The following is an 11,667-nucleotide window of genomic DNA, read 5'->3' on the forward strand; positions in this document are numbered from 1 at the left end:
CTCCCTCGCCCCTCAGGGGAGAGGGTTGGGGTGAGGGGTGAGAACCCATCAGCAAGGGCGCAGAACTGAACCCCTCATCCGGTCCTTTCGGGCCACCTTCTCCCCTCAGGGGAGAAGGGAACGACAACATCTGGCCCTACCCCTCCGGCCCGATCACCAGATTATCGATCAGCCGCGTCGTGCCCAGATAGGCCGCAACTGCCAGCAGGGCGCCACGCATACCGACGGTAGCAATGGCCCCCAGGCTTTCGGGGTCGCGCACTTCCCAATATTGCGCCTTGATGCGCTCTGATCTGGCCAGGACGGAAAGGCCGATCTGCGCCAGTTTCTCCGTATCATGCTCGCCGGCCGCATAGGCCTCCGCCACCGCCTCAAGGCTCTTGTGAAGCAGCGGGGCCGCTGCCCGATCCTCCGCCGAGAGATAGACATTGCGCGAACTCAGCGCCAATCCATCGGCCTCCCGCACGATCGGTCCGCGCAGAATTTCAACCGGCACATCCAGATCGCGCACCATGCGCTCGATGACGGCGCATTGCTGCGCATCCTTCTGCCCGAACACGGCCACATGTGGCTGCACCAGATTGAAGAGCTTGAGCACCACCGTGGTGACGCCGCGGAAATGTCCCGGCCGCACGGCGCCGCAAAGGGGCCCCGAAACCAGCGTTTCCTCGACCAGGGTCGAGGCGCCTTGGGGATACATATCTTCCACCGAAGGCAGGAACAGCGCATCCACGCCCGCCGCCTCGAGCTTGTCGATATCGGCTTCGATGGGGCGCGGATAGCGGCTCAAATCCTCATTGGGCCCGAATTGCAGCGGATTGACGAAGATCGAGGCAATGACGAGGTCCGCCGCTTCGCGCGCCCGGGCCATCAGGCTCATATGGCCCTCATGCAGCGCCCCCATGGTCGGCACGAAGCCCAGCCGCGTGCCCTCGGTCACCTTGGCGCGCCAGGCCCTGAGGCTGGCCTTGTCACGAAGAACAAGCGTCATGCGATGATGTCCCAGATCTGTCGGGCGATCTCGGCCTTGGGACCCAGCGCCAATTCGTGCCGCGCACCCTTGGCCGACAGCAGGACGCCCGCATTGGTGCCCACGGCAAAGCCGGTCTGGCCTTGATCGCCGAGCTTGCTCACTGCATTGGCAAAAAGGAAATCGAGCCCCTTGGCCTTGAGCTTGCCGGCGCCATGGGCTTCGACATCATCGGTTTCGGCCGCAAAGCCGAGGAACCATTGGCCATTGGCCGCCTGTTTCAAGCTCGCCAGCACATCGGTGGACGGCACCAGATCAAGCGCAATCGCATCGGCAGCGCGCTTCAATTTGCTGGCCGAGGGCGAGGCAACCGAATAATCCATCACCGCCGCCGTGGCCACAACGCCTGTCGTACCCGGCAGGGCCTTGAGCGCTGCCTCCGCCATTTCTTCGGCGGTCCGCACTTCGAACAGATGGAAACGGTTCTCGGTCCCCCGCGGCGGCTTGGGCCGCACGACGCCCTTGTCCACGCCCAGCACATAATCGACCATCGCGCCGCGCCGCAGCGCTTCCTCGGCCATGGCGGCACCCATGCGGCCGGTGGAATGATTGGTAATATAGCGCACCGCATCGATGGCCGTGGTCGTGGGGCCCGCGGTGATCAGAATACGTTCATTAACGAGGTCCTGGACCCCCTCCGGGCGCAGCATCGCCTCAATGGCCGCAACGATATTGGCCACCGGCGCGAGCTTGCCCATGCCCACTTCGCCACAAGCCAATAGCCCCGATGCCGGCTCCACAACGCTCGCGCCGCGCTCTACCAGCGTCGCAAGATGCTGTTGTACAATGGGTTTTTCCCACATGACCGTATTCATCGCCGGCGCAATCAGGATCGGCGCCTCGGTCGCCAAAGCCACGGTCGAAGGCAGGTCATCGGCCAGCCCTAAAGCCAGTCGTGCCAATAGGTTAGCACTCGCCGGCGCAAAAACCATAAGATCAGCCCAGCGCGCAAAATCGATATGCTCGGTCCCCGAAACATCGGGCCCGAACTGCTCAAACCGCGCCTTGCGCCCCGAAAGCGTTTCGAGCACCAGCGGAGAGACGAACTCCTTGGCGCTATTGGTTAAAATGCACTGCATCTGATGCCCGGCCTTGCCCAGTTCGGAGACCAGATCGGCGGCCTTATAGGCTGAAATCGAACCGGAAATGGCGATCAGAATATTGGCCATGGCGTCAATCGACCCGCCGCACGAGCGGTATCGGACCGCGCTCGGCCTTGGTCTCGGCCACATATTCTCCAACCGCTTTTCTGACCATGCCGGCCACATCGGCCCGCGGCCGCGCAAAACTGGGTGGCGGGCTGGTATTGAGTCCGATCAGGTCGTTGATCACCAGCACCTGGCCGGCACAATCCTTGCCCGAACCGATGCCGATCGTGGGAATGGTCAGCATATGCGTGATCTCGGCGGCCAGCGCCGGCGTGACGCATTCGAGTACAATGGCAAAGGCCCCAGCCGCTTCCAAAGCCCGCGCCTCTTCGCGCAGCCGCCCGGCCGAGGCCTCGTCCTTGCCATGCATGTAATAGCCGCCCATCTGGTGCACATGCTGCGGCGTCAACCCGATATGGGCAACCACGGCAATGCCATGGGCCACCAGCTTCTCAACAGTCGGAACCATGGCGATCCCGCCTTCGAGCTTGACCGCCTCGACCCCGGTTTCCTTCATGATACGCACCGCATTGGTGAGCGCGCTATCCGGATTGGTCACCGAACCAAAGGGCATGTCGCAGACCAGCAATGCCCGGTGCGACCCACGTTTGACGGCAGCAGCATGGCGGATCATGTCGTCGAGCGTCACCGGCAAGGTGGTTTCATGGCCAAGCACCACATTGCCCAGGCTATCGCCCACCAGGATCATGTCGGCACCGGACATATCGACCAACGCGGCCATGGTGGCATCATAGGCGGTCAGCATGGCCACCGCCTCGCCGCGTTGCCGCATGGCGGCAATATCGCGCGTGGTCAGGCGCTTGTTCGGGGTCTGGGTCGACACTTTCAGTCCTCCAACCCTGCCGGCGCCAACATGGTCCGGCCTTTTGCGCGGGAGATAGGGCAAACCGAGGCGCAGCGCCAGCCCTTCATTGGTGCTATGCGCTTGACGCTCAGCGGCGCTGCGTCCCTATGCCGGCACGCACCTCGCGCCATTGCCCGGGAGCGATCCCCTCCAGCGTCCAGTCCGCAATCCGCCAGCGCACCAGCCGAAGAGTGGGAAACCCCACCGCTGCCGTCATCCGCCGCACTTGCCGGTTGCGCCCTTCGGTAATGGTCAGCGCCATCCAGCTATCGGGCACGCTTCTGCGAAATCTAACCGGCGGATCGCGCTCCCACAATTCCGGCGGATCGATCAGCTTGGCCTTGGCCGGGCGGGCCGGCCCATCCTTGAGCACCACGCCCTCGCGCAATTGGACAAGCGCCGCCTCGGTCGGAACCCCCTCCACCTGAACCAGATAGGTCTTTTCCTTATTGTAGCGCGGTGCGGAAATCTGCGCCTGCAATTTCCCGTCATCGGTCAAGAGCAGCAGGCCCTCGCTGTCCTTGTCCAATCGCCCCGCCGGATAGACGCCGGGGACCTTGACGAAGTCAGCCAGCGTCTCGCCCGGCCCGCCCCCGGTAAATTGCGACAGCACCCCGAAAGGCTTGTTGAACAGGATCAGCCGCGCCATCGAAACCAGCACAATTAAAGACAAGGACAAGCCCGGAATGGCCGCCGGGGTCGGCAAAGTCAACGCCCAGGGTAAGGCCCCAGCGGCATCAGCCCAGTTCGAGCGAGGTCACCCCGAAAATCTGTTCGCGCCGCAGCGCCGGTGCCGGGCCGCGATACATGCGGGCGGTGCGGAATTGCGCGCTAAAGCCCAACGCGTCCAGCTCGGCAAGCAGGCCAGTCTGATACTGGGGCACATCGATCTGCACCACCCCCTCGATGGCACCGATGAGATCGCGCGCGCTCGCCAGGTCCGCGGCAAAGAGTGGCCCGATCTTGCGATCCTTGCGGCAGGCGCGAACGACCATATAGCCACAGGGCTGGCCATCGCGCATGGCCACCAGGGCCTGGTGCGGCGGCGAAATCCAGGCCTCGAGGAACCTGTCGCGTCGGGCCGGAAAGCAGGCCTGGTCCACATCGCGCACGGGCTCGACGCTGTCGAGCACCTCGATGTGGCAATGCCGGGCCGCAACGCGCCGCAAGACGCCGCCCATGCGGACCGTCTCGTAATCTGCGGCAAAGCCCATGCGCTGATAATTGGCCTGCTGTTCGGGCACGCCATCGAGCCCGACAATGCGGTTGCCCAGATAGGTCATGCCCGCATCCCAGACGGCCCGGCCATAGCCCTGCCCGCGAAAATCGGGATGGCAGATATAAAGCCCCAGAAAGCCGAAATCGTCGTCATAGGCGACCACGGAAATGCCGGCCACCATGACGCCATCGACAAAGGCGCCAAGAAAACCCTTCGGATCAGCCGCATGAAAGGCGGAGGCGTCCACGACGCCCGGATTCCAGCCCTCCGCAGCAGCCCAATCGATCAGTGTTTCAATGTCGTCGAGGTCAAGTGTGCGGATATCAACTGTCACGGTGCGAATTCGGCCATCATGCCGGCATAGGGTTTGGAGACCGGTCCAGCATAAGCCCCGCGCTTGGATGTCGATAGCCCCAGCGCCACCAGGGCCTCGGCCTGCTTGACCGCCGCGCCCACCCCGTCGATCACCGGCATGCCGAATTCTGCCTGCAGGGTCCGCGCCAGGTCGGCCATGCCCGCACAGCCCAGGACGATAGCTTCGGCATTGTCCTCGGCAATGGCGCGGGTGATTTCGCTCCGGAGCTTGTCGCGCGCACCCGAATTGGGGTCTTCGAGCGACAGCACCGATATATTGGCCGCTCGCACATGCGCCTTGCGCCCCATGCCGTAGCGATCCACCAATTCCTCGATCGGCACGCGCGAGCGCTCCATTGTGGTCACCACGGTGAACCGCTTGGCGACCATGGCGGCCAGCGACAACGCACTCTCGCAAATCCCCAGCACGGGAATACCCGCCATGGCCCGGGCCGCATCGAGCCCGGTATCGTCGAAACAGGCGATAATGGCCGCCTGGGCCCCGGCTTTCTCGCCGGTCGCGATCTCCGCCAACAGACCGGGCACGGCAAAAGCCTCGTCGTAAAACCCTTCAATGGAAACCGGCCCCATGGCGCTGGTTACCGCCTTCACATCCGTTTGCGGTGCCGCTGCCTGCCGGGCAGCCGCGTCGATGGTTTCGGTCATACTGGCCGTGGTGTTGGGATTGACAACAAGCAGACGTGTCATGCGCGCAGCCGTCTGTTCTGCACCAACCTGATGGCCAGGATCGTGCCTAGAATGACGAGGAACGAGAACAATGTGGTCACCGTACCCAGCGCGTAGAGCACGGGTGTGGTGACATTGGTGGTCATGCCATAGATTTCGAGCGGCAAAGTATTGGCGCTGCCCGAGGTCAAGAGACTCCGCGCAAACTCGTCATAGGACAGGGTAAAGCCGAAAAGCCCGACGCCGATCAGGCTTGGGGCGATCATGGGCAGAACGACATGGGCGAATGTCTGCCAGGAGGAAGCGCCAAGGTCGCGTGCCGCTTCCTCATAGCTCGGCGAAAAACGGTTGAAGACCGCGAACATGATGAGCACACCAAACGGCAGCGTCCAGGTCAGATGCGCCCCAAAGGCCGAACTGAACCAGGCGGGGCGAATACCCACCTGCTGATAGAGCACGCCGATGCCCAGGCTGACGATGATCGAGGGTACGACCAGGCTGGCAATGGTGAGGTAAAATAGCGGCGTCGCGCCGAAGAACCGCCGCCGGAATGCCAGTCCCGCCAAGAGCGAGACCAGCACCGTTACGGCCATCACCATCAGCCCCAGCGCAAAGGAGCGGCCGAAACTGGCGCCAAAATCGCCCACGGCCTGACGCTCGAAAAGGTTGAAGAACCAGTGCAGCGACACACCATTGAGAGGGAAGGTCAGCCCCCCGGAAGGGCCCTGGAAGCTCAGGATGAACACCGCCGAAAGGGGGCCATAAAGAAATAGCACGAACAGGACAAAGAAGGCGGCCAGAACATAAAAGCCGGGGCTGCGTTTTTCGCTCATCTCACAGCTCCTTGCGAATATCGACGATGCGCAGGATGCCAGCGACCATCACCAGAACCAGGATCAGCAACACCACCGCATTGGCTGCCGCTGCCGGATATTGCAGAAGGCTCATCTGATTGCGCATCATCAGCGCCACCGAGGCAGACTGACCGCCCGACATGACCTGAACGGTCGAAAAATCGGCCATGACCAGGGTCACGACGAAAATGGTGCCGATGGCAATGCCGGGCTTGGCCAGCGGCAGGATCACATGCCAGATGATCTGCCAATCCTTCGCCCCGGCATCACGCGCCGCCTCCGCCAATGAGCGGTCGATGCGCATCATGGTGTTGAAAATCGGGGTGACCATAAACAGCGTATAAAGATGCACCATGGCCAGGACCACGGCGAAATCGGAATAGAGCAGCCACTCTATGGGCTGGTCGATAATCCCGGCACTGACAAGGGTGGAATTGACCAGTCCATTGCGTCCCAGCACCGGAATCCAGGAAATCATGCGGATGATATTGGATGTCAGGAACGGCACGGTGCAGACCAGAAACAACACCATCTGCATGGCGGCGCTGCGGATGTGAAAGGCCAGGAAATAGGCGACCCAGAAGCCGAGAAACGCCGTGATCGCCCAGACCAGAAAGGCGAATTTGAGCGTATTGCCATAGGTCCGCCAAGTAACCCAGGAGCCCAGCGTTTCGGCATAGTTGAAGGTGAAAAAGCCCGGATACATGCCGGCAAAGTCATAGTCCCAGAAGCTGACAATAACGAGCAGCACGATGGGCAGTGCCAGGAAAAAGCCCAGGATCAGCGTCAACGGTGTCGCCTGCAGATAGGGCGTGGCGCGGGCCAGCAGATTGTTCAACAACACTCTCCACGTCTCTCGTGCCGCCCTCGGACTTAGTCCTAAGGCCGATCGTTATTCGTTCCCGGTCAAAAGTGCCCAGGGCCGTGCCCGCGGGCCAAGTAGTGTTTGGGGACGCAGTTATGCGCCCCCAACACGGTCATCACGCCGCGATGAACTCGTTCCAGCGGCGGACCATGTAGCGGTCTTCGTCCATCACCGAATTCCAGCAGGCGACCTTGCCCATGCGTTCTTCGAACGAGCCGCCATCGCGCACCGCGCCGGCCTTTTCCATGACGGTGCCATCGGGCGCCAGAATATCGCCCTGGGCCGGCTTGCCCTCGATCCAGAAGCCCCATTCGTCTTCGGACATGTAGTTCTTGGCCGTCTCCATATTGGCCGAATAATAGCCCTGGCGGTTGAGATAGCCGCCGACCCAGCCGGAGGTGTACCAGTTGATATATTCGTAGGCCGCATCGAGCTGAGCGCCCGAAAGGTGAGAGGCCAGACCCAGACCACCACCCCAGGAGCGATAGCCTTCCTTGAGCGGCTGATACTTGCAGGGGATGCCGCGCGAGCGGACGGCGGCCACGGCCGGCGACCACATGGACTGGATGACCACTTCGCCCGACGCCATCAGGTTGACGCTCTCGTCAAAGCTCTTCCAGAAGGCGCGGAACTGGCCGTCCTGCTTGGCCTTGATCAGGAAATCGATGGTCTTGTCGATTTCCTCGGTGGTCATATTGCCCTTGTCGGCATAGGTGATCTCGCCCATGGCCTCCATGATCATGGCCGCATCCATGATGCCGATGGACGGGATGTTGAGGATCGAGGTCTTGCCCTTGAAGGCCGGGTCCATGATATCGGCCCAAGTGGTGATCTCGCGACCCACCAGGTCCGGACGGATACCCAAGGTGTCGGCATTGTAGATGGTCGGCACCATGGTGAACCAGCCGGTCTCGCCGCTGGCAAAGGTGGTGCTGTCGGGTCCTTCAACAAAACCGACCGTATGCGGCGCAGTGCCCTGGGCGATGACGCTGTCGGGCAGCAGCTTGCCGGTTTTGAATAGCGGCACGATCTGGTCGTAATAGGTCAGGCGCGACGTATCCATGGGCTGGATGACGCCCGTCGGAAAGACCTTCTTCAAGATCCAGTACTCGATATCGGCAATGTCATAGCTGTCCGGCTGGGTCACGGCCCGCTGGGCGGCAGCGTCCGAGTCGGTGGCCGTCATCTCGAGGGTAATGCCGAGGTCTTCCTTGCACTTCTCGGCAATGGCATTGAGGTTCGAGACGCCCGTGCCGAACTGCCGCAGCGTGATCGGGTTCTGCGCCCAGATGGTGGGGAAGCCGGTAATGGCCCCCGAGCCGACCGCTGCACCCGCCACGGCCGCCGTTCCGGTCTTGAGGAAATTTCGGCGGCTGATGCCCGCCTTGTTTTCAGTCGTCGTCATAGCTCTTGTCCCTGTTCGCTGGATTGACGATTCATCTATCGAGACGGCCGAGAACGATGGCGTCCTCCGCGTCCCAATTGAGGGGCACCGCGTCCCCCACCTTGACCGGCGCTGCAAAGAACACCTTGTCAGAGAGGATGGCGGTGAAGTCGGAAATGCCGGCGCCGTCGCAGGCGATCTTCACGCTGGCACCGCGATATTCGATATTGGAGACCATGCCGGTGAACCCGAGCCCCTTGGCCGCCGCCTCGCCGAGCCGCACCCGGTCGGTGCGCACGGCAATGTCGAGCGGCTGCCCCGGCGCCGGCGCCGGGCCCATGGCGGCAAAACGCCCGCCCTCGGCTACATCCAGTTGGGCCAGCCCATCGCCATCGCCGGCCGAGCGTCCGGAAACGACATTGTGGTCGCCCATGAAGCGGGCCACGAAGGCGGTCGCGGGACGCTCGAAAATCTCCCGCGGCGCGGCGGCCTGTTCGATACGTCCATCGCTCATCACCACAATGAGATCGGCCAGCGCCATGGCCTCTTCCTGGCTATGGGTCACATGCACGAAGGTAATGCCGAGATTTTTCTGCAGCTTTTTAAGCTCGGCGCGCATACGCACCTTGAGAAAGGGATCGAGCGCCGAAAGCGGCTCATCGAGCAACAGCGCTTCGGGATCGGTAATGAGCGCGCGCGCCAGCGCTACACGCTGCTGCTGCCCGCCCGAAAGCTGGGCCGGATGCCGATCGGCATAGGCCTCCATCTGCATCAGCGTGAGCATGTCCAGTGCCTTGGCGCGGCGCTCCGGCTTGGACATGCCCGACATGGCCAGGCTGAACGCGACATTGTCGACCAGGTCGAGATGCGGAAACAGCGCATAGGACTGGAACATCATCGCCGTGCCGCGCTTGGCCGGCGGCAGGTCGGTGATGACGCTATCGCCCAGCCTGATGTCGCCGGCCGAAATGCTCTCATGCCCGGCAATCATGCGCAGCGTCGAACTCTTGCCGCAGCCCGAGGGCCCGAGCAGGCAGCAATAGGTCCCGGCCGGAATCTTGAGGCTGATATCGTCCACCGCCGTGGTCTGGCCGTAAATCTTGGAGACGGACGCGATATCGATCGAGGCAGCCTTGCTCATCCACACCCCCTGTAACGGGGTCTGAATTGCAACTGCCATGCCAAGTGCCGGTTTTGCTGCTTAATCAGCTGGCGCAGCGCGTTTTTCTCTCAGGGCCAAGACTGCCTCGCCCAACATCACTTTGCCAAAATGCCCAACATTTAATCAGTTGTTCGCAATATGCCGGTCAGATTGTATGCAATCTATAAATGTGATTGGACGCGATGTTTCGCTTTCGCCCGGCCCCAAATCCTGTCAAAAGGAACCAGGTGCACCATGATCCAATCGTCCCATTCCGAAGCCGCCCCGCAAGCCGATGACCGGGCCATGGCCATTCGCGACCATTTGCGCGACGCCATAGTCGAGCATCGCCTGGTGCCTGGCACCAAGCTCTCGGAAGCCGAAGTGGGCAAGCTGTTCGATGTCAGCCGCACCGTGGTGCGCGCCGCCCTGCAATCACTGACCTTTGAAGGCCTGGTGCGGGCCGAGCGCAATCGTGGCGCCTTTGTCGCCAGTCCCAGCCCGGAAGAGGCCCGGCAGCTTTTCGAAGCGCGGCGGCAGATCGAAACCGGCATTGCCCGCACCGCCGCCATAAACGGCAAACAGGCCGATTTTGCCCGCTTCGAGGCCTGTCTGGCGACGGAAAGCCGCTTGATCGCCGAGCGTGGGCCGGCCTCACGCCGCGCCTCCATCCGGGCATCAGGCGAATTCCACCTGCTGCTGGCCGAGATTGCCGGCAATGCCATCATGCAGCGCTTCATGGAAGAACTGATTGCCCGCTCCTCCCTGGTCATCGCGCTTTACGGGCGCACCGGTGCATCCAGTTGCGGGCACAACGAACATGGCGACATTGTCGCCGCCCTGCGCGACCGCGACGCAGAACGCGCCAGCGCCCTCATCCTCCAGCATATCGATCACATCGAGGCCGATCTGGACCTGCGCGCTTATGCCGAGCGCCCTCTAAGAGACGCCTTGCTGCTCTAGGGCCGCCCGCCCGATTGGGCATCATGCCGAAGCGCGACGCACCAGTTCAAAGCCGACATTGTGGACGGCGCTGAGCCCCTGCCCTAAGCCGAACCGCTCCACCAGCGCCTTTGCCGCGACCTCGCCCAAAGCCTGGCGGTCGATCCGGATGCTGGTCAGCGCCGGCTCCGTCATGGCCGCGAAATCCTGGTCGCCAAAACCGATCACGGCAACATCCCCCGGCACGCGCAGACCTCGCGCCCCCGCTTCAACCAGCACGCCCTGCGCAAACTGGTCCGAGCTGCAAAACAGAACCGTCCCCTTTTCCATGCCCCCGTCGAGCAATTGCGCCAGCGCCTGCCGGCCCAGTCCCAAAGTCGCCGAACCCGAAAAATCGACGCCGCTCACGACTGTGCCCATGCGGCCGCCAAACCGGGCGACAAAGCTATCGCGGCGGCGCATGGCGCGTTCATCGCCGGCGGTCACGGTGGCGGCATGGCGATAACCGGCCGCCACGGCAAACTCGGCCGCGGTCTGCCCCGCCTCCGCATGAGAGAAGCCGACACAACAATCGATCGGGGAATCCGATATGTCCCAGATCTCGACCACCGGAATGCCGGCATTGAGCAGCATGCGCCGCGCCCCGGCGCTGTGATGCACCCCGGTCAGCAGCATGGCATCGGGCCGCCGTGACAAATGCGCGGCAATTGCCTGCTCTTCGCGCGCCGGATCGAGACCGGTTTCGGACAATATGATCTGATAGCCATGCCTCCGCATAATCTCGGAGAAGGCATGCAGCAGGCTCGCATAGACAATATTGGTGATCGAAGGCACCAATGCCGCGATCAACCTGGATTTGCGCGATGCCAGCGCCCCCGCCACCGCATTGGGCACATAGCCGGTGCGCGCAATGGCATCCTGGATGCGTTGCAGGGTCTCGGGCGACACCTTGTCCGGCGACGACAGCGCCCGTGACACGGTGACCTGTGAGACCCCGGCCAGCCGCCCCACCTCGGCCATGGTCACGCTGCCGCCCCGTCCAAGCCCGCTTTTGCTATGGGCCACCATCATTCTCACCAAATGGGTTCATCACTTCTGTATGCGCTTACAGCTTCTCGGTGCAAGCGGCTCGAAATAGCTATGCACTGATTGACCGACTATGATGTATGCGCATACAT

General features: G+C 62.5%; 12 protein-coding genes. 1 reads left to right on the forward strand and 11 read right to left on the reverse strand.

All coding sequences use genetic code 11. From position 1 onward, the window contains the following. Positions 1–136: 136 nt before the first annotated feature. The 10 genes from panC to V8Z65_RS16515 all read right to left on the reverse strand — a co-directional run bounded on the left by panC (position 137) and on the right by V8Z65_RS16515 (position 9,547). On the reverse strand, positions 137–991 hold the full coding sequence (gene panC, locus V8Z65_RS16470; RefSeq protein ID WP_338721232.1) for a pantoate--beta-alanine ligase: 855 nt from the start codon (positions 989–991) through the stop codon (positions 137–139). Continuing rightward, the gene (gene coaBC / locus V8Z65_RS16475; RefSeq protein ID WP_338721233.1) at positions 988–2,199 is read right to left on the reverse strand and encodes a bifunctional phosphopantothenoylcysteine decarboxylase/phosphopantothenate--cysteine ligase CoaBC; all 1,212 of its coding nucleotides are present in this window, start codon (positions 2,197–2,199) and stop codon (positions 988–990) included. Before coaBC ends, panC begins: the two co-directional genes overlap by 4 nt. Positions 2,200–2,203: 4 nt before the next feature. Beyond that, positions 2,204–3,022: a 3-methyl-2-oxobutanoate hydroxymethyltransferase gene (gene panB, locus V8Z65_RS16480; RefSeq protein WP_338721234.1), complete on the reverse strand. Its 819-nt coding sequence runs from the start codon at positions 3,020–3,022 to the stop codon at positions 2,204–2,206. 109 nt (positions 3,023–3,131) lie between these two features. Continuing rightward, positions 3,132–3,722, reverse strand: coding sequence for a pseudouridine synthase (locus V8Z65_RS16485; protein WP_338721235.1), 591 nt, complete (start codon positions 3,720–3,722; stop codon positions 3,132–3,134). Between the two features lie 58 nt (positions 3,723–3,780). Further along, complete coding sequence (locus V8Z65_RS16490; protein WP_338721236.1) at positions 3,781–4,596, reverse strand: GNAT family N-acetyltransferase; 816 nt, start codon at positions 4,594–4,596, stop codon at positions 3,781–3,783. Next, positions 4,593–5,324 carry an aspartate/glutamate racemase family protein gene (locus tag V8Z65_RS16495; protein WP_338721237.1) on the reverse strand — a complete coding sequence of 244 codons (732 nt, stop codon included), beginning with the start codon at positions 5,322–5,324 and terminating at the stop codon, positions 4,593–4,595. The genes V8Z65_RS16490 and V8Z65_RS16495 overlap by 4 nt, the downstream gene beginning before the upstream one ends. Next, the gene (locus V8Z65_RS16500) at positions 5,321–6,136 is read right to left on the reverse strand and encodes an ABC transporter permease (protein WP_338721238.1); all 816 of its coding nucleotides are present in this window, start codon (positions 6,134–6,136) and stop codon (positions 5,321–5,323) included. Before V8Z65_RS16500 ends, V8Z65_RS16495 begins: the two co-directional genes overlap by 4 nt. Before the next feature lies 1 nt (position 6,137). After that, on the reverse strand, positions 6,138–6,995 hold the full coding sequence (locus V8Z65_RS16505) for an ABC transporter permease (RefSeq protein WP_338721239.1): 858 nt from the start codon (positions 6,993–6,995) through the stop codon (positions 6,138–6,140). Between the two features lie 142 nt (positions 6,996–7,137). After that, entirely contained in the window at positions 7,138–8,427 is a 1,290-nt protein-coding gene (locus tag V8Z65_RS16510; protein WP_338721240.1) for a PotD/PotF family extracellular solute-binding protein, read from the reverse strand. A gap of 31 nt (positions 8,428–8,458) precedes the next feature. Next, positions 8,459–9,547, reverse strand: a complete 1,089-nt coding sequence (locus V8Z65_RS16515; protein WP_338724058.1) for an ABC transporter ATP-binding protein — start codon at positions 9,545–9,547, stop codon at positions 8,459–8,461. A gap of 255 nt (positions 9,548–9,802) precedes the next feature. Here V8Z65_RS16515 and V8Z65_RS16520 point away from each other — a divergent pair, with 255 nt between their 5' ends. Then, entirely contained in the window at positions 9,803–10,510 is a 708-nt protein-coding gene (locus V8Z65_RS16520; protein WP_338721241.1) for a GntR family transcriptional regulator, read from the forward strand. Between the two features lie 21 nt (positions 10,511–10,531). Here the strand turns inward: V8Z65_RS16520 and V8Z65_RS16525 are convergent, their stop codons facing one another. Then, positions 10,532–11,554 carry a LacI family DNA-binding transcriptional regulator gene (locus tag V8Z65_RS16525; RefSeq protein WP_338721242.1) on the reverse strand — a complete coding sequence of 341 codons (1,023 nt, stop codon included), beginning with the start codon at positions 11,552–11,554 and terminating at the stop codon, positions 10,532–10,534. Between the last annotated feature and the right edge of the window lie 113 nt (positions 11,555–11,667).

It is taken from the genome of Devosia sp. XK-2 (assembly GCF_037113415.1).
Lineage (GTDB): Bacteria > Pseudomonadota > Alphaproteobacteria > Rhizobiales > Devosiaceae > Devosia.

Bases quoted from the DNA above. Each gene is read 5' to 3' on its own strand.
- panC (WP_338721232.1), bottom strand. From the start codon at position 991: ATGACGCTTGTTCTTCGTGACAAGGCCAGCCTCAGGGCCTGGCGCGCC.
- coaBC (WP_338721233.1), bottom strand. From the start codon at position 2,199: ATGGCCAATATTCTGATCGCCATTTCCGGTTCGATTTCAGCCTATAAG.
- V8Z65_RS16495 (WP_338721237.1), bottom strand. From the start codon at position 5,324: ATGACACGTCTGCTTGTTGTCAATCCCAACACCACGGCCAGTATGACC.
- V8Z65_RS16500 (WP_338721238.1), bottom strand. From the start codon at position 6,136: ATGAGCGAAAAACGCAGCCCCGGCTTTTATGTTCTGGCCGCCTTCTTT.
- V8Z65_RS16510 (WP_338721240.1), bottom strand. From the start codon at position 8,427: ATGACGACGACTGAAAACAAGGCGGGCATCAGCCGCCGAAATTTCCTC.
- V8Z65_RS16515 (WP_338724058.1), bottom strand. From the start codon at position 9,547: ATGAGCAAGGCTGCCTCGATCGATATCGCGTCCGTCTCCAAGATTTAC.
- V8Z65_RS16520 (WP_338721241.1), top strand. From the start codon at position 9,803: ATGATCCAATCGTCCCATTCCGAAGCCGCCCCGCAAGCCGATGACCGG.